Here is a 16,641-nt window from a genome sequence, read left to right as displayed (position 1 = left end):
CGCGGCGCCGCCGTTGCTGGCTAACCATCGCGTCGCGGACCGAGAACGCGGCCAGACACTATGCCCAGTATGTATGATCACTGTGGATCCAGCAGGCAGGGCGCCCGGCAGAAAGGCCGACCGATGCAGTACGACACCGTGATCACCAACGGGCGCTGGTTCGACGGGACCGGAGGACCTTCGGCGCTGCGGGACATCGGGGTACGTGACGGCCGCGTCGTCACCATCGCCGAGGGGCCACTCGACACGACCGGCGCCGACGTCATCGACGCGACGGGCCAATGGGTGATCCCCGGCATCATCGACATCCACACCCACTATGATGTCGAAATCCTTTGCGCGCCTGACCTTTCCGAATCGCTGCGGCATGGTGTGACGACCGTGATGCTGGGATCGTGTTCGCTGTCCACCGTGTACCTGAACAGCGTTGACGCCGGTGACATCTTCGGCCGGGTCGAAGCCATCCCCAGGCGCTACGTCATCGAGCACCTCGACGCGGCGCGGTCGTGGACCAATCCCAGGGAGTATGTGGCCGAACTCGAACGCCTCAACCTGGGTCCGAACCTCGCGGCCTTCATCGGCCACTCCGATCTGCGCGCGGCGACGATGGGTCTGGATCGGGCGACGCGCAAGGACGTCCGGCCGTCCGCGGCGGAACTCGCCCGCATGGAAGCGATGCTGAACGATGCGCTCGATGAAGGTTTCGTCGGAATGTCCTCCCAGCAACTGCTGTTCGACAAACTCGACGGCGAAGTCTGCCGGTCGCGCACGCTGCCGTCGACGTACGCGTCACCGCGCGAGCTGCGCCGCCTGAACGCGATTCTGCGGCGGCGCGACAAGATCTTGCAGTCCGGCCCGGACATCAAGAATCCGCTGTCGGTGCTCTCGCAGCTGCTGACGTCGCTCGGGTTCCGCCGGCCCCGGCTGAAGACCAGCCTGTTGTCGGCGGCCGACATCAAGGCCATCCCGTTCGTCATTCACGTCATGGACCGGCTCGCCCGCGTCGTCAACGCCCTCGGCGGCAACTTCCGCTGGCAGCATCTGCCGGTGCCGTTCGAGGTCTACGCCGACGGGATCTCGTTGGTGGTGTTCGAGGAGTTCGGCTCCGGTGCGGCGGCGCTGCACCTGCAGACCGAGATCGAGCGCAATCAGCTCATGCGTGACGAGGAGTATCGGCGCAAGTTCCGCAAGGACTACGACAGCAAGTTCGGGCCACGGGTCTGGCACCGCGACTTCTTCGACGCCGAAATCGTGGCCTGCCCCGATGAATCCGTCATCGGCAAATCGTTCGGGCAGGTCGGCGTGGAGCGCGGCGGGCTGCACCCGGTCGACGCCTTCCTCGACTTGGTCGTCGAACACGGCGAGAAGCTGCGCTGGCGCACCACGATCTCCAACCACCGCCCCGAGGTCCTCAAGAAGATGGCCCAGAGCCCGACCATCCAGATGGGGTTCTCCGACGCGGGCGCGCACCTACGCAACATGGCGTTCTACAACTCCGGACTGCGCCTGCTGCGACACGCGCACGACGCCGAGAAGTCCGGCAGGCCGTTCATCTCGATGGAGCACGCCGTGCACCGGCTGACCGGCGAGCTCGGGGAGTGGTACGGCATCGACGCCGGGACGCTGCGCGAGGGTGACCGCGCCGACATCGTCGTCATCGATCCCGACAAGCTCGACGACTCCCTCGACCGCTACGCCGAGCATCCCGTCGAGTCCTACGGCGGGCTGTCGCGGATGGTCAACCGCAACGACGAGACCGTCACGGCCGTGCTGGTGTCGGGGAAGCTCGCGTTCGCTGCGGGCAAGGCCGCGCCGGCGCTGGGCAAGGAACGATTCGGTCAGTTCCTGCGGGCGGGCCGCCCCTCCCGAAAGCTCGCCGCCACCGGCTAACGGATAAGCTTGCGCGGCAAGGGCTTTCACGCCACCGAGGCGCCCAGGATCAGGTTGACGGCCTCGTCGAGCTGGCCGGCTACCTCGGCGAAGCTGATGAACCGGGCGGTCATCAGCGCCCCCGAAAAGGTCATCTGCAGCGTGGATTTCACCGCACGCGGCCAACCCGGGCCCAACGCGGCGCCGATCCGCCGGGACACCTCCTCGCCGATCTGTTCCCGCAGCGGCGTGACCGCCGGATCGTCGGCCATCAGCGCCGCGCCGCACGCGGCGGTCAACTCCGGCTCATCGGCGACCACCACCGCCATGTCCCGCAAGGTGGCGCTGACCCGGGTTTTGGTCGTCTCGTTGACGTCGGTGTGCAGCGGCAGGTCGCGCAGGAAGCGCAGGTACACCGCGGCGACCAGCGCGCTCTTCGACGGGAAGTAGGTGTAGGCGCTCGCCGGTGACACCCCTGCGCGAGTCGCCACGGCCCGCATCGTCAGGTTCGCGTACGACGATTCCCGCAACTCCTCCAACCCGGCATCGAGTACCTTGCGAATCGTCTGGCCCGGACGGCGATCCGACCGGCGGGCCGCACCGGCGGCGGTTCCGGCGACAACCGCCGGGAACGACGCCTCTTTGGACACTCGTCCAGTGTAGGAAGGCGGCCCGCCGCCAACAACTTCCATTCCTCGCGGTCGTCTTCGCCGCGCGATTCCAATAGCAGACAGCTGTCCAGAAGAAGCGGGTCCTAGAGTGTCGCGTATGGGCGAATCGGACCGGCATCGCTGGGACGAGCGGTACGCGGCGAAGGCGCCGCCGACGCTGGATTCGGTTGCGCCGCCCGATGTTTTCGCGCGCCACGCGCAGGAGTTTCCCACCGCCGGCACCGCGCTCGACCTGGCCTGCGGGCAGGGAATCGGCTCGGTCTGGCTGGCGTTGCGCGGCCTGGACGTGGTGGGGCTGGACATCTCCCCGGTGGCGATCGCCCACGCGCGGGATTTGGCTCAGCGTGCCTCGGTGGCCGGCCGCTGTCGCTTCGACGTCGCCGATTTCGACGGCGGCCTGCCGGCGGGTGCGCCCGTCGACGTCGTCCTCTGCTGCAAGTTCCGGGACCGTCGCCTCGACCGTGCGATCATCGAGCGCCTGGTGCCCGGTGGGCTGCTGGCGATCGCCGTGCTCAGCGAGGTGGGGGCGCCACCGGGGCCGTTTCGCGCGGCGCCGGGCGAGCTAACCGCCGCGTTCGCTCAACTGGAAGCGGTCGCCGCCGGTGAAGGAGGCGGTCAGGCCTGGCTGCTGGCGCGAGCCTGACCGCCAGAAGGCGGACTATCCGGCGCTGCCTTGTGCGCGGCTCGAGCGGCGACGATCCAGTCGCCGTGTCGGTGTGGCGTTGCGGTGCGATATCGCCGGTTCGGCGGGGGAACTGGCCTTGGGTGACCGGGCGTTGCCCCGTCGCCGCCGGTTACCGCCGGTGTTCTGGCGATGCTGGCGCGCGGGAACGTTGGCGGGCGCCGGGGCCTGGTAGGGGGCGACCTCACCCACGAGCACCTGGACCGCATCCGACGTCGCGGTCACCTGCTGAGGAGCGACCTTGATGCCGGCCTTGCGCAGCAACACCTGCGTATCCTGGCGCTGCTCGGGTAGCACCACGGTGACGACGTCACCGGCGCTTCCCGCCCGCGCGGTGCGTCCCGACCGATGCAGGTAGGACTTGTGCTCGCTCGGCGGGTCGATGTGCACGACGAGTTCGACCTCGTCGACGTGCACACCGCGCGCGGCGATATCGGTCGCCACCAGCACGCGGGCGCGACCGGAGGCAAACATGGCCAGGTTGCGCTCGCGCGCGGGCTGAGACAGGTTGCCATGCAGGTCGACCGACGGAACGCCGGACTCGGTGAGCTGCTTGGCGAGCTTGCGGGCTTGATGCTTGGTGCGCATGAACAGGATCCGACGCCCGGTGCCGGAAGCGAGCCGGTGCACCAGGTCCTTCTTGGCCGCAGCGTTGGCCACGTGGAACACGTGATGGGTCATTTGCGCCACCGGTGAGTCGGCCCCGTCGACGGAGTGCAACACCTCGTTCTGGAGGAACCGGGTGACGAGCTTGTCGACGCCATTGTCCAGGGTCGCCGAGAACATCATTCGTTGGCCGCCGTTCGGGGTCGCGGCCAGGATCCGGGTGACGCCGGGCAGGAAACCGAGGTCGGCCATGTGATCCGCCTCGTCGATCACGGTGATCTCGATCGCCTCGAGGCTGATCACACGTTGCTTCATCAGGTCCTCGAGCCGGCCGGGGCAGGCGACGACGATGTCGACGCCGGATTTGAGCGCGGACACCTGACGGCTCTGCGATACCCCGCCGAAGATCGTGGTGACCCGCAGGCCGCAGGCCGCCGCCAACGGCTCGAGCGTCGCGGTGATCTGCGTTGCGAGCTCGCGGGTGGGCGCGAGAACCAACCCCGATGGTCGTGCGGGGCGCCGGTTTCCGGGGGAGAGGCGGCTGACGAGGGGGATCGAGAATGCGAGAGTCTTTCCGCTGCCGGTTTTCCCGCGGCCGAGGACATCTCGGCCGGCGAGTGTGTCGGGCAGGGTTTCCACCTGAATCGGAAAGGGGTGTGTTATGCCGCGCGCTGTGAGCGCGCTGACGATGTTTTTGCCCACGCCGAGTTCGGCGAAAGTCTTGTCGGTAGTCACTTTTCGGTGCCTTTCAGGCATCGGTGGTGCCGTGTCGGAGACGAGAGGTCACGCGGGCATCGGCACGAGGATGGCGAGATTGCCGGGTGGCAAAATCGATCGCCGCGAGACAAGCTAGTGCACGATGCACGCTCATCTAGGTGTCAAGCGCGATCTTCTTCGCTGGGCACCAGGGGGATGAGGAAGCGTTCCACGACGGTGTTGGCATGCAGTGTTACGAAGCCAACGTTGTCGCCAGCGTAGCGCATCGCCGACCGAAGCCCCTCATCAGCCGCGAAAAGCAAGGGTTGTTGTGCTGGAGCTCACTATTTGCGATGACGTCGCTCAGGATTCCAACCTGGCCCGCACGGCGGTCAGCCTTGCCTCGAGTTCGGATTCGTCGATGACGCCGCGCGCGACGAGCGAGTGGGCCAGCGCAACCAGCCGGTTCTCCGGGTAGGGCAGTTCGGCGTAGACGGTCGCCGACAGCGTGTCCTCATCCTCCCGCCGCTCGGCGAACCCGAGGGCCTCTGCGCCGCAACGGCTTTGGTCGATCGCATCGCAAATCCCGTCGAGACTCGTCTGCCAGGGCGGTACCGGGTTGTCGACCCCGTACTTCGCGGTCATACGACTCCAGATCTGGTTGCGCTCAACGATTTTCGTCAGCGGCGCGACCGTGGATTCCGCGATCGGGCGAGGGTTGTGCGCGGTGCTCATCTGTGCCTCAGGGCGCTGCGGGATGGACGGCGGCTCGGGTCTGGGTGACGGCGTTGGTTGTCACCCCCGGCTTGGGCAGCGCGACACCGATCAGGCAGTCGCGCGTGACGATCTCGGCGAGTTGGTCTTCGGTCCAGCCCTGCGTTCCGTCGGGACGGACGGGCATCACCATGAACCGGTGCTTCTGGTTGGAGTCTTCCACCCGGATCTCGACGTCCTCCGGAAGGATCAGGCCGAACTCCGCGAGCACCTGGCGGGGCCAGCGGACGATGCGGCGGCGATAGTTGGGCGTCCGATACCACTCGGGCGAATTGCCCAGAATCGGCCGCGGATAACACGAACACAGCGTGCAGACGATCACATGGTGTAGCGTCGGGGTGTCTTCGAGCACGTGGAGGGCCGTGAAGTCACTCGGGGTCCCGAATCCGGTCGGTTCCAGCCAGTCGACGCCCACCTCCTTGCTGGCGGCAAGCGGATCCGAGCGAACCAGCTCCTTGTAGTCGGGATCGAGCCAGGCCCGCGCCACCAGGCGCGCCGCGGGCGTCGGGCCGATCTGTTCGGCGAACTCGGTGAAGCGGCGATGATCCTCCGCGGTGAAAAGCCCCTTCTCGATGCACAATTCGCGGAGCGCGATCTCGAGGACTTCGAAGTCGGTGATTTCATCCACCATGGGCGCGGCGGTGCGCTCGTGATCGTGTTCGTCAGCGCTCATGCCGTAGTCCTTTCTCGAACTCGGATCCCGTGGCTAGGCCGATTCCAGCCATCGTTCCGGGATCTCGGTCTGCAGGGTGTCGTTGCCGGGACCGGTATAGCCGTGCCACAGCTCGGAGAGGTTGAACCGGACGATGTAGAACCACTCGGGCCGTTGGTCCGCGCCGTCCCACGTCTCGTCCTCGGCGGCGGGGCTTTCATAGGACACGACCGCGATCTCGCCAGTCGCGCCGCGCACATATTCCTGGGTGCGGGTGTAGAGCAGCACGGGGAGATCGCGCACCACGACCTTGTCACCGACACCGAACTTCGGTGCGCCGGCCTGCCCGGCGTACACCTGTGGGTCACCCTTGCCCGCGGCGTGGATATGGTGCCGATTGCGGTTGACGGGTGCGGGATCGCCTTCGAACTTCGGCATGGCCGCCAAGGGCTTTCCGCTCGGGCCATCCGCGTAGCGGGCCTTGACCTCGGCCATTCGTTCGGCCAATTCGGTCAGGCCGATGTGGTGCTTTTCGGCGAGCACGCGTGCGACCGCCAGCAGCCACCGCCCGTAATAGGGAAGGCCGAGATAAATGGTGCGGCCGAGATCGACGTTGCCCATCCGGCGCCGTTCCTCGGACAGCCAGATGCCGCGCCAGCCGAGCACCTCGCACATGACATAGGTGTTGTGCTCCCAGATCTCGTACTCCTTGTTCTCGAACTCGATCGGGGCGTCCGGCTCGCCGCCGACGTCGTGCGGGGTCTTGACGTAGGCGGCGAATCGCTCGTGGTCGATGAGATCCGGCGTGGGAGCGTCCGGAAGTTCGGGGTAGGCGGATTTGAGCCGGGCCACGAGGTCCAGCTGCTGCACCCGTTCGAGAGGAGTCGCCGTCTCAGCCCCATCCGTCGGCACTGCGCACCCACTACAGCTCACTCCTCGCGCCGCGGTCGCGCAACCGCCAAATCACCGGTGCGCGGGATGCGGAAGGGTATGGTCCGACCATGGAGCGGCGCGAGCTCGAAGCGGTCATCTATGAACGCGAACCGCCAATTGCGCGGATCATCCTCAACCGAGCGGACAAGGCCAACACCAAAGACGCGATCCTGGTCACCGAGGTCGACGACTGCCTGCACGAGGCCGACCGCGACAAGGACATCAAGGTCGTCATCCTCAAAGCCAACGGCAAGGGATTCTGTGGTGGGCACGTGGCGCGTTGGGGCCCGGACGAAAACCCGTACCCGGATTTCGGCGAGACGTTCGAGGACCTTTACAAGGGCACCGCCGACCTGTTCCTGTGGCCGACGTTGTACCTGTGGGAATTCCCCAAGCCGACCATCTCGCAGATCCATGGCTATTGCATGGGCGGGGGAATCTATCTCGGCTTGCTGACCGACTTTTGCGTGGCCTCCGAGGACGCGTATTTCCAAATGCCCCTTGCCCAAAGCCTCGGCGAGCCCGGCGGGCACACCATGATCGAGCCGTGGCTGCTGATGAACTGGCACCGCACCATGGACTGGCTGCTGCTGGCGCCGACCCTCTCCGCGCAGCAGGCCCTGGACTGGGGTCTGCTGAACCGGGTGGTGCCGCGCGATCAGCTCGAGGACACCGTCGAGGAGATGGCGCGCAGGATCGCCCAAATCCCGTTGACCACACTGATGGCCGTCAAGAACAACGTGAAGCGCGCGTGGGAATTGATGGGCATGCGGGTGCACCTGCAGGTCAGTCACATCCTGACGAACATGGTCGGCGCCGCGTCCGATGTGCAGGCGCGGCGGGCCGAGCTCATGCAGTCGGGCCTGAAGCCGCGTGAATTCGTCGACCGCGACGACGACGAGTCCCCGCCAACGTGACGACAGTGTCACGTTCGGCGGCGAGCGTGACGACAGTGTCACGTTCGGCGGGAATGCCCGCCTGACGGGTCCTTTCGCCGTTACTTGCCGGCGGCGTGGCGGGCGGCGACGTAACCGAACACCATCGAGCTGGCGATGCTCGCCCCGGCACCCGGGTAGGTCCGGCCCATCACGGTCGCCGTGGTGTTGCCGGTGGCGTACAAGCCCTCGATCACCCGGTCCTGCTGGTCGAGGACCTGCGCGTGCTCGTTGGTGAGCACGCCCCCGCACGTTCCTACGTCGGCCGGGAGCACCCGGGTCGCGTAGTACGGCGCGGTGTCGAGCGGCCCGATGGCGGCGTTCGGCCGGTACCCCGGATCGCCGAGGCAGTCGTTATAGGCGGACTGGCCGCGGCCGAAGTCGGGATCCAGACCCTTGGCCGCGTACCGGTTGAACCGCTGGATCGTGCGGGCCAATTCGTCTGCGGGAAGGTCGATCTCGCCGGCGAGCTCTCCAATCGTCTCGGCCCGTTTCACGGCGCCGGACTCGATCAGCTCCGGCGGCAACGCCTGGTTCCGCTTGAGCGGGTTGGCGCTGGTGACGTATCTGCGGACGTATCCGTTGTCGAAGATCATCCAGCAGGGCACGGCCTTGTTGGCGTACATCGCTTTGCCGACCTCGACGTAGGAGTTCGATTCGTTGCAGAACCGCCGGCCGCTCGAGTCCACGTAGATGGCGCCGGGCCGCTGGCGGCCCGATCCGAGCGAGGCGGCCACGGCCCCACCGTTGGCGATGAAAACCGAAGGCAGCCACCACGCTTCGTCCAGCAGATCGGTCTTGGCGCCCAGGCGCATCGCCGCCTCGAGCACCTCGCCGGTGTCACCGGCGTTGGCGATCGACCACTGCCCTTCGTTGGGCTGGTCACCGCTGTACCGGCGGCGCATCTCCTTGTTGTGGCCGAATCCGCCCGCGGCCAGCAGGACTCCCTTGCGTGCCTCGACGTTCAACGGCGTGCCGTCGCGCACGACGCGCGCGCCCACCACGCGGCCGTCCTCGACGACGAGGTCCGCCATCGCGGCGTCGGTCCACAGCGGGGGATGCCCGTCGCTGAGATCCATCAGCGCCTTGAGCAGCTGAGCGATCAGCGAGGCGCCGTTGGTGAGGATCTGGCGCCGCCGGGCCCGCGCCGCGGCGGTGCGCAGGAACACCCGGGCCGCGACCGCGAACGCGCGCGGCGAGCGGTTGAAGTATTGCACCGAACGCAACTCGTTGGTCAGCACCACGTATCCGTAGTTCTTGGCCAGCGGCGGCTGCACCTTGTCGCGCCAATCACCCAACTGCGCGGCGTCGAACGGGATTCCCTCGACCGCGCGGCCGGACGCGTTGCCGCCCTTGTGGTTCGGGTAGTAGTCGCTCCAGCCCGCGCACCGGACCAATTTGACGCCCTTGCGGGTGAGGAAATTGATCATCCCGTGGCCCGCCGTGAGGAACATTTCGCGCCGCTCGGGCGAGGACGGCGCCCCGATGTCGCCGACCACGTCGGCCAGGTAGGCCAAACCGTCCTCGTGCGAGTCGGCGACGCCATCCCTGCGCATCAGTGGGTTGTTCGGCAGCCACACGATGCCCCCCGACAGGCCCGTCGAACCGCCGACCAGTGACTGCTTTTCGATGATGAGGGGCTCGAGCCCGCAGTCCAGGGCGGCCAGCCCGGCGACCATGCCACCGCCGCCGCTGCCCGCGATTAGCAGATCCACGGAGCGGTCCCACTGGGCGCTCATCGCGCCTCCACGGAGCTCGCCGTGAAGCCGAGATCGGCGATCGGCACGTCGATGGTGGTGTTGGTCTTCTGGATCGCGGGCACCAGCGCGTCGTACGGCAGGCCCGCCAGGAAACCGTCGATGACACGCTCGAAGTTGGAGATCAGTCCTTCGATCTGGTGGGACAACCGCATGAAGTCAAAGCCCTTGGAATGCAATCCTTTTTGTTGCCGCGGCAGGTTGGAGAAGTCCTGGGCGGGAATCGGCGGCCAGCGCGGGTCGTCGGGCGCCATCGGTACCGGGGGCGTCGGTTTACCGGCCGACGCGTCGTTGGGAAGCCGGGCGAGGGACCAGATCTCGAACAACGTGTCCTCGGGCCCCAGCGGCCGGATGCGGTACGACGACGCGCTGCTGTAGGTGGGCAGGATGAAGTAATGCGGGAATGCGAACCCGATCGCGTCGGTGATCCCGCGGCGGACCAGGTCGTTGAGGTCGGGCATGCCGCTGCCCCGGGCGCGATGCCAGTCGACGACGGCGTCGTTCAGCGCGCTGCGCCACGCGGCCATCGCCGCCGCCGGGTCGGACGGCAGCTCGATGTTCTGCAGGCCCTCGGCGATGCGGATGTCGTTCTCGTGCGTCATGCCCGCCATGCCGTCACCGAGGGTGCGCATGAAATACAGGCTGCTCGCCACGACCGGGTGCACCGCCGCGGCAACGTCGCCGGTCTGCGCGGACGGCAGCAACTGGGGATGGGTCTGCGGGACGTGGTAGCCCTCCATGAACGCCGCGGCGGCGAGTTTCCAATTCACCGGCAGTCGGCACGATTTCCACCACTCGACGCGCAGCGAGTCGACCTGCCAGGCGTCGTACACCGATGCGAACGGTTCCATCCAGTCACGCAGCGCCGGGGCGTCGTCGTCGAGGTTGATCCACGCGCAACCGCCCCAGAGCTCGCATCGCACCGGCACGAGTCGAAGGTCGTCGGCGGCCAGGTTCTCGTCGGCGAAGGCTTCGGGCCGCAGCACAAACGTGTTGTGGCCGTCGAGGCCCCAGCACCAGCCGTGGAAGGGGCATACGAAGGTGCGGCGGTTCCCGTTGCCCTCCACCAGCTTTACGCCGCGATGCCGGCAGGCGTTGTGGTAGGCGCGCACCGTCTGGCTGTCCACCCGCACCACGATGACGGACTCGTCGAGGATTTCGTATTCGACGTAATCGCCGGGCCGGGGGATCTCCTCCAGCCGGCACGCCATTTGCCACGTGCGGGGCCACAGCATCTCGGCTTCCAGCGCGTAGAAATCCGGGTCGTAGTAGCGCTGCTTGGGGATCCGATCGGGGGTCCGGACCGCCCACGGCACGTTCCTAGCGTTCATAGCCATCCTCGTTCACAAGATCCGCGATACCCGTCCCTGCCAGTACCGTTCGCGGACGCGCCTCTTGTAGAGCTTTCCGTTCGGGTCCCGCGGCAACTCTCGGTCGAACTCCACGCTGCGCGGGCACTTGTAGCCGGCCAGGTGGGCCCGGCAGTAGTCGATGAGCTCGGCCTCGAGGTCCGGCCCGGCCACGATGCCGGTGGCCGGCTGCACGACGGCCTTGACCTCTTCGCCGAATTCCTCGTTGGGGACCCCGAATACGGCCGCGTCGACCAGCTTTGGATGCATGACGAGCAGGTTCTCCGCCTCTTGCGGATAGATGTTGACCCCGCCGGAGACGATCATGAACGTCGACCGGTCGGTGAGGTACAGGTACCCATCGCCGTCGACATAGCCCACGTCTCCGAGCGAGCGCCAGCCGCGGTTGTTGGACACCGACGCGGTCTTGGCGGGATTCTTGAAGTATTCGAAGTCCGGTCCACCCTCGAAATAGAGTTCGCCGGATTGACCGACGGGAAGCTCCCGCCCGTCCTCGCCGACCACGTGCACCGGGGCCGTCGGGATGCCCACCGAACCCGGATGGGCAAGCCATTCCTGTGGTCCGATCGTGGTGCCCGCGAAACCCTCGGTGCCGCCGTAGTATTCGTGGATGATCGGTCCGAACCACTCCATCATCCGGTGCTTGACGTCGACCGGGCACGGCGCGGCCGCGTGGATGACGCACCGCAGGCTCGACACGTCGTAGCGCCGTCGCACGGCTTCGGGCAGTTTGAGCATGCGCACGAACATCGTCGGCACGAACTGGGCGTGGGTCACCCGGTGGGTCTCGATCAGCCGTAACACGGTCTCGGCGTCGAACCTGCGCAGGAGGACCGACGCGGCGCCGACCCGGTTGGCGGCCATGGTGTAGTTCACCCCCGCCGCGTGGTACAGCGGCGCGGGGGACAGGTACACACTCGACGGGCCCATCCCGTACTTGTGGATCAGGGCCATCTCCAGCACCGACTGCGCCCAGGACCCGTTGCCGTCCTCGGGAAGCGGCCGCCGCACCGCCTTGGGCCGTCCCGTGGTGCCCGACGAATACAGCATCTCCGAGCCATCCGACACCGGTGGCGCTTCGCCGGCCGCGGCAAGCGCGTCCTCGTAGCACTGCCAGCCGGCCGTCGAGCCCCCGACGGCGACGTGGGCGACCGGCGCGGCATTGGCGGAACGCAGGTGCGCGGCGAGTTCGGGCATCGAGGCGTCGACAAACACCGCTTTGGCGTCGGAGTCGTCGATGACGTAGGCCGCCTCCTCGGGGGTGAAGTGGGTGTTGACGGCGGTGTAGTAGAGGCCGGAAAGCTGAGCGCCCCAGGTGATTTCGAGGAATTCGGGGCGGTTCGGCAGGACCAGCGCGACGCCGTCGCCGCGTCGTAGCCCGGCGTCGTGCAGCAGCGCGGCGACCCGCCGGCTGCGCGCGTGCAGCTGGGCGTACGAGATCACCTCGCCGTCCGCGACGATGAGCGCCGGCGACTGCGCGGCACTGCGGGCGTGGTCGGCGATGTTCACCGCGAACCCTATGTGGTTGCGGCGCCGTCGGTCTGGGCGGCCGCGGCGGCCTGGCGGCGGGCGTGCTCGGAGGGCAGCACTTTGTCCTTGAACACCGTCTGGATCAGCTGCTGCACGTCCTTGCTGATCGACGCGAGCGCGACCAGGTCGTTGGAGCTCTGCCAGTGCACCCGCATGCCCATCAGCTCCCAGGCCCGCTTGAGATTGGCCTTGGTGAGCATCAGCGTCGTCAGCGGCGCCTGGGCGATGTGGCGGGCGATCGCGTCCACCCGGGCGTCGAGGTCCTCACGCTTGACCACCTCGTTGACGAGGCCGACTTCCAGCGCCTTCCTGGCGTCGATCACCTCGGCGGTGAACAGGTAGTAGGCGGCGCGCCGCCAGTTCATGAAAACCCAAGGTTCGATGGAACATTCGCCCGACGGCATGCCGAACCCCTGCAGGGGTGGGTAGGAGAAGTAGGCGTCCTCGGAGGCGATGACGATGTCGGTGGTCAGGCCCATGTGCGTGCCGCCGCCCACGCAGTAGCCGTGCACCTGGGCGATGGTGGGTTTGGAGAATTCCCACAGGTTCAGTGTCGGCTTGACGAACAAGTCGCTCTGGGCTTTCCAGGGGTGGCCGGTGACCATGGCGTTCTCCACGAACGCCGGGTAGTCGACGGCGTTGTTGCCGATCGCGTGGCCCGAGCAGAAGCCCTTGCCGTTGGCCTTGAGGATGAGCACCTTGATGTCGTAGTCGCGGTCGGCGTCGGCCAGTGCGGCGTCGACTTCCTCGGCCAGCTTCTGGTCCTGGGCGTTGGCCTTCTCCGGCCAGTTCAGGGTGACGCGCGCGATGGGGCCGTCCTTTTCGTAGATGATTCTCTCGCGGGTCTCGTTGAGATCCATGGGATACCTTTCTTCGTTATGACGAGATGACGCCGATTTCGGCGCCGATGTCGTAGGTGGTCCCGACCTGGCCCGTCCACCGCACGGTCCCCGTCGCCCCGGCTTCGATCTCCTGCTCGACCTTCTCGGTGGCGATGACGTAGATCGGCGTGCCCGCTTCGACGTGCTCGCCGGCGCCGACGAGCAGCCCGGTCAGTTCGGCCTCCGAGACCGCCACCGAGACCCGGGGGATGCGAATGATGAAGTCAGCCACGCACCTTCGTCCTCTCGCAGGTGCGCAGGGCCGCTTCGACGATCCGCGCCGGCGTCGGATACACCTGGGCCTCCAGCGCCGCCGCGGCCGGGTTGGGGACGAATCGTGCGGCGACCCGCTCGACGGGCGCGGCGAGCTCCCCGAAGAGCTGTGCGTGCAGGATCGCGGCGATCTCCGCTCCGGGGCCCCCGAATTGCACGGCGTCATGGACGATCACGGCTCGGCGCGTGCGGCGCACGGACCCCACGATGGTGTCGACGTCGAGCGGCACCAGGGTGCGCAGGTCGATCACCTCGGCGCTGACACCCCGTTCGCGTAGCGTCTCCGCGGCGCTCAGCGCGTCGTGCACGCAGCGGCCGTAGGCGATCACGCTGATGTCGGTGCCCGGCCGCTTGATGTCGGCCTGGCCGAGCGGGATGGAGAACCCGGGCTCGGTGGGGACCGGACCCTTCTTGCTCTGCAGCCGGATCGTTTCGACGAACAGGCAGGGATCGGGGTCGAAGATCGCCGCCGTCAGCAGCCCCTTGCCGTCCCGCGGGGTGGACGGCACGATCACCTTCATGCCGGGGATGTGCATGAACCACGCCTCTAGGCTCTGCGAATGCGTTGCACCCGTGGCCAATCCGGCGTACACCTGGGTGCGGACGGTGATGGGCGCCGACGTGCGCCCGGCGGTCATGAACCTCAGCTTGGCGGCGTTGTTGATCAGCTGATCGGCGGCGATCCCGATGAAATCCATGATCATGATCTCGGCGACGGGCAGCAGCCCGTCGATCGCGGCGCCGATGGCCGCGCCCACGATCGCGGCCTCCGAGATCGGCGTGTCGAGGACGCGGTCGTGGCCGTACTTCGTCGACAAGCCCGCCGTCGGCCCGGAGGCGCCGGGATCGGCGATGTCCTCCCCGAGCAGGAACACCCGTTCGTCGGCCGCGAGCGCCTGGTCCAGCGCGAGGTTGAGCGCCTCGCGCATGCTCATCTCCTTGTCGTCCATGCGGTTACACCGGGAACGCGATCGGGGTGGCGTACACGTCGCGGTCGAGTTCGTCGATCGACGGGGGGTCCGCGCCGAGCACGATTTGCAGCGCCGCCTCTACCGCGGCTGCCGCGTCGCTGTCGATGCGGTCGAGTTCGTCGTCATCGCTGACGCCGGTCGCGGCCAGGTGGCTGCGGAACCGGGGCACCGGGTCGGCGGCCATCGCCGCCTCGAGTTGCTCTTTGGGGATGTAGGGCGTCCGGTCGCCGAAGTAGTGGCCGCGGAAGCGGAACGTGACGCATTCGATGAAGGTGGGGCCGTTTCCGTCGCGCGCCCGCCGCAGCGCGTCGTCGAGCGCCGCTTTCACGGCGAGCGGGTCGTTGCCGTCGACGCGCACGCCCGGCATGCCGTAGCCGGCGGCCCGGTCGGCGACGTGTTCGAGCTTCATGGTGTCCGACGTCGGCGTCATCTCGGCGTAGAGGTTGTTCTGGCAGACGAAGACGAGCGGCAGGTCCCACAGCGCGGCCATGTTGGCCGCCTCGTGAAACGAGCCCGTGTTCGTGGCGCCGTCGCCGAAGCTGACCACGGTGACGCGGTCGATGCCCTTGCGTTTGGCGGCCATCGCCAGCCCGACGGCCACCGGTGGTCCGGCACCGACGATGCCGGTCGAAAGCATCACGCCCTTAGCGGGATTGGCGATGTGCATGGTGCCGCCCTTGCCCCGGCCGGCGCCGACCGTGCGGCCCATCATCTCGCCGTAGATTTCCTCGAGCGGGACGCCCTTGCCGATCAGGTCGTGCAGGCCGCGGTAGGTCGTCACCAGCTGGTCGTCGGGCCGCAGCGCCACGCCCATCGCGGCGGCGATCGCCTCCTGGCCCCGCGAGGGCCAGTACACGCACATGAACTCGCCGGTGCCGATGCCCTTGGACAGTCGATCGTCGGCCGCCTTCATCAGCACCATCAGCTCGTACAGGCGGCGCTCGGCGCCCTCTGAGCCCCATTGCGGTGCACCGCGTTTGGTGGTCATCACGCTCCCGACCAGGGTTTGACCTTCAGGAAGCCCCCGGCGTCGACGCGCAACTGCTGTCCGGTGATGTAGCGCGCCGCATCCGAAGCGAGGAACAGCACCGCCTCGCTGATGTCTTCGGGTTCGACGTAGGGGACTGGCATCGCCTGCACGAGCGGGAACACCGGCTCGGCATCCTCGCGGGTCGGTTCTGTCAAATCCGGCCGGAACGCGCGGTACATCGGTGGGCTGTGCAGCATGTCGGTGTTGACGTTCGTCGGATGCACCGCGTTCATCCGGATGGAAAACCGGGCGAGCGCCAACGCGAAGTCGTTGACATAGTGTGCGGCAGCCAGTTTCGCGAAGGCATACCCGGCCCCGCCGGGGCCGCCGACCCCACTCTCAGCGCCGGAGGTGCTCAGGGATGACATGAACGCCGCGTTGGAGCCGATGACGATGATCGACGCGCCGGACCGCAGATGTTTGAGGCTCGCGTGCACCAGGTTCAGCACGCCGATGAGATCCACGTCCACGGCGTCGGCGAAAGCCTGCGGCGGCAGACCCGCGGTCAGGGGGCAGATCCCCGCGTTGGCGACCACGACGTCCAGATGCCCGAACTCGGCGACGCCGGCATCGATGGCCGCGGACAAGGCGACGCGATCGCGAACGTCCGCGACCGCCGTGTATGCGCGTTGCCCTTCCTTTTCGACCAGCCGCGCCGTCTCGTCGAGGTCCTCCGGACGGGCCAGGGGGTACTCGTTGGTCTCGATGTCCGCGCACAGGTCCACCGCGATGATGTCCGCACCCTCGGCGGCCAGCATCCGCGCGTGCGAACGGCCCTGGCCGCGCGCGGCGCCGCTGATGACGGCCACCTTGCCCGCTACTCTGCCCATCCCTCGTCCTTCGTCCGTGCGGCTATATCACGATCGACCTTGGGGCCCAACGGCATTCGGTTTGACGGCCGCCGCTGCGCCGGGAAGGAGGGGGCCGGTCACCCGGCCGGGTCGTGCCGCGACACGCAATCACCGCGGTGGGCGGCGAAATGAGACCTTCGCTCGGCTCCATCGCGTCTCT

At 67.6% G+C, this 16,641-nt stretch carries 16 protein-coding genes; 3 read left to right on the top strand and 13 right to left on the bottom strand.

Annotation, left to right across the window (positions count from 1 at the left end):
* Positions 1-123 precede the first annotated feature (123 nt).
* Entirely contained in the window at positions 124-1,890 is a 1,767-nt protein-coding gene (locus AC0KTM_RS11285; RefSeq protein WP_225328183.1) for an N-acyl-D-amino-acid deacylase family protein, read from the top strand.
* Between the two features lie 26 nt (positions 1,891-1,916).
* Here the strand turns inward: AC0KTM_RS11285 and AC0KTM_RS11280 are convergent, their stop codons facing one another.
* Entirely contained in the window at positions 1,917-2,519 is a 603-nt protein-coding gene (locus tag AC0KTM_RS11280; protein WP_014942069.1) for a TetR/AcrR family transcriptional regulator, read from the bottom strand.
* A 118-nt stretch (positions 2,520-2,637) separates the two neighbouring features.
* Between AC0KTM_RS11280 and AC0KTM_RS11275 the strand changes: the two genes are divergently transcribed.
* Complete coding sequence (locus AC0KTM_RS11275) at positions 2,638-3,183, top strand: class I SAM-dependent methyltransferase (protein ID WP_225328184.1); 546 nt, start codon at positions 2,638-2,640, stop codon at positions 3,181-3,183.
* Between the two features lie 15 nt (positions 3,184-3,198).
* Here AC0KTM_RS11275 and AC0KTM_RS11270 read toward each other — a convergent pair whose 3' ends face one another.
* The 4 genes from AC0KTM_RS11270 to AC0KTM_RS11255 form a co-directional block, all read right to left on the bottom strand.
* Entirely contained in the window at positions 3,199-4,563 is a 1,365-nt protein-coding gene (locus AC0KTM_RS11270) for a DEAD/DEAH box helicase (protein ID WP_225328185.1), read from the bottom strand.
* 324 nt (positions 4,564-4,887) lie between these two features.
* Positions 4,888-5,259 (bottom strand): thiocyanate hydrolase, encoded by a 372-nt coding sequence (locus AC0KTM_RS11265; RefSeq protein ID WP_225328186.1) that lies wholly within the window; start codon positions 5,257-5,259, stop codon positions 4,888-4,890.
* 7 nt (positions 5,260-5,266) lie between these two features.
* Positions 5,267-5,971, bottom strand: coding sequence for a thiocyanate hydrolase subunit gamma (gene scnC, locus AC0KTM_RS11260; protein ID WP_225328187.1), 705 nt, complete (start codon positions 5,969-5,971; stop codon positions 5,267-5,269).
* 33 nt (positions 5,972-6,004) lie between these two features.
* Entirely contained in the window at positions 6,005-6,820 is an 816-nt protein-coding gene (locus tag AC0KTM_RS11255) for a nitrile hydratase subunit beta (RefSeq protein WP_238955889.1), read from the bottom strand.
* 131 nt (positions 6,821-6,951) lie between these two features.
* Between AC0KTM_RS11255 and AC0KTM_RS11250 the strand changes: the two genes are divergently transcribed.
* Complete coding sequence (locus AC0KTM_RS11250; RefSeq protein WP_225328189.1) at positions 6,952-7,800, top strand: enoyl-CoA hydratase-related protein; 849 nt, start codon at positions 6,952-6,954, stop codon at positions 7,798-7,800.
* An 80-nt stretch (positions 7,801-7,880) separates the two neighbouring features.
* On the opposite strand, the gene AC0KTM_RS11245 is transcribed toward AC0KTM_RS11250, so the two are convergent.
* Genes AC0KTM_RS11245 through AC0KTM_RS11210 form a run of 8 tightly spaced genes read right to left on the bottom strand, consistent with a single transcriptional unit; the run spans position 7,881 to position 16,460 of the window.
* On the bottom strand, positions 7,881-9,557 hold the full coding sequence (locus tag AC0KTM_RS11245; protein ID WP_225328190.1) for an FAD-binding protein: 1,677 nt from the start codon (positions 9,555-9,557) through the stop codon (positions 7,881-7,883).
* Positions 9,554-10,906: an aromatic ring-hydroxylating oxygenase subunit alpha gene (locus AC0KTM_RS11240; protein ID WP_225328191.1), complete on the bottom strand. Its 1,353-nt coding sequence runs from the start codon at positions 10,904-10,906 to the stop codon at positions 9,554-9,556. Before AC0KTM_RS11240 ends, AC0KTM_RS11245 begins: the two co-directional genes overlap by 4 nt.
* Positions 10,907-10,918: 12 nt before the next feature.
* Positions 10,919-12,454 carry an acyl-CoA synthetase gene (locus AC0KTM_RS11235; protein ID WP_472415553.1) on the bottom strand — a complete coding sequence of 512 codons (1,536 nt, stop codon included), beginning with the start codon at positions 12,452-12,454 and terminating at the stop codon, positions 10,919-10,921.
* A gap of 8 nt (positions 12,455-12,462) precedes the next feature.
* Positions 12,463-13,335 carry an enoyl-CoA hydratase-related protein gene (locus AC0KTM_RS11230; RefSeq protein ID WP_472415552.1) on the bottom strand — a complete coding sequence of 291 codons (873 nt, stop codon included), beginning with the start codon at positions 13,333-13,335 and terminating at the stop codon, positions 12,463-12,465.
* A gap of 16 nt (positions 13,336-13,351) precedes the next feature.
* Complete coding sequence (locus AC0KTM_RS11225) at positions 13,352-13,588, bottom strand: biotin/lipoyl-containing protein (protein ID WP_008257090.1); 237 nt, start codon at positions 13,586-13,588, stop codon at positions 13,352-13,354.
* Positions 13,581-14,579 (bottom strand): alpha-ketoacid dehydrogenase subunit beta, encoded by a 999-nt coding sequence (locus AC0KTM_RS11220; protein ID WP_472415551.1) that lies wholly within the window; start codon positions 14,577-14,579, stop codon positions 13,581-13,583. Before AC0KTM_RS11220 ends, AC0KTM_RS11225 begins: the two co-directional genes overlap by 8 nt.
* 4 nt (positions 14,580-14,583) lie before the next feature.
* Positions 14,584-15,588 carry a thiamine pyrophosphate-dependent dehydrogenase E1 component subunit alpha gene (locus AC0KTM_RS11215; RefSeq protein WP_472415550.1) on the bottom strand — a complete coding sequence of 335 codons (1,005 nt, stop codon included), beginning with the start codon at positions 15,586-15,588 and terminating at the stop codon, positions 14,584-14,586.
* Positions 15,588-16,460: a mycofactocin-coupled SDR family oxidoreductase gene (locus AC0KTM_RS11210; RefSeq protein ID WP_064933205.1), complete on the bottom strand. Its 873-nt coding sequence runs from the start codon at positions 16,458-16,460 to the stop codon at positions 15,588-15,590. Before AC0KTM_RS11210 ends, AC0KTM_RS11215 begins: the two co-directional genes overlap by 1 nt.
* Positions 16,461-16,641: the final 181 nt, after the last annotated feature.

It is taken from the genome of Mycobacterium sp. NTMscope_Eco_3 (assembly GCF_976985685.1).
Note: the sequence above shows the minus strand (reverse complement) of the source record. Positions and strands in the feature narration are given on the sequence as shown.

Bases quoted from the DNA above. Each gene is read 5' to 3' on its own strand.
- AC0KTM_RS11275 (WP_225328184.1), top strand. From the start codon at position 2,638: ATGGGCGAATCGGACCGGCATCGCTGGGACGAGCGGTACGCGGCGAAG.
- AC0KTM_RS11265 (WP_225328186.1), bottom strand. From the start codon at position 5,259: ATGAGCACCGCGCACAACCCTCGCCCGATCGCGGAATCCACGGTCGCG.
- AC0KTM_RS11285 (WP_225328183.1), top strand. From the start codon at position 124: ATGCAGTACGACACCGTGATCACCAACGGGCGCTGGTTCGACGGGACC.
- AC0KTM_RS11215 (WP_472415550.1), bottom strand. From the start codon at position 15,588: ATGACCACCAAACGCGGTGCACCGCAATGGGGCTCAGAGGGCGCCGAG.
- AC0KTM_RS11250 (WP_225328189.1), top strand. From the start codon at position 6,952: ATGGAGCGGCGCGAGCTCGAAGCGGTCATCTATGAACGCGAACCGCCA.
- AC0KTM_RS11240 (WP_225328191.1), bottom strand. From the start codon at position 10,906: ATGAACGCTAGGAACGTGCCGTGGGCGGTCCGGACCCCCGATCGGATC.
- scnC (WP_225328187.1), bottom strand. From the start codon at position 5,971: ATGAGCGCTGACGAACACGATCACGAGCGCACCGCCGCGCCCATGGTG.
- AC0KTM_RS11245 (WP_225328190.1), bottom strand. From the start codon at position 9,557: ATGAGCGCCCAGTGGGACCGCTCCGTGGATCTGCTAATCGCGGGCAGC.
- AC0KTM_RS11220 (WP_472415551.1), bottom strand. From the start codon at position 14,579: ATGGACGACAAGGAGATGAGCATGCGCGAGGCGCTCAACCTCGCGCTG.
- AC0KTM_RS11230 (WP_472415552.1), bottom strand. From the start codon at position 13,335: ATGGATCTCAACGAGACCCGCGAGAGAATCATCTACGAAAAGGACGGC.
- AC0KTM_RS11210 (WP_064933205.1), bottom strand. From the start codon at position 16,460: ATGGGCAGAGTAGCGGGCAAGGTGGCCGTCATCAGCGGCGCCGCGCGC.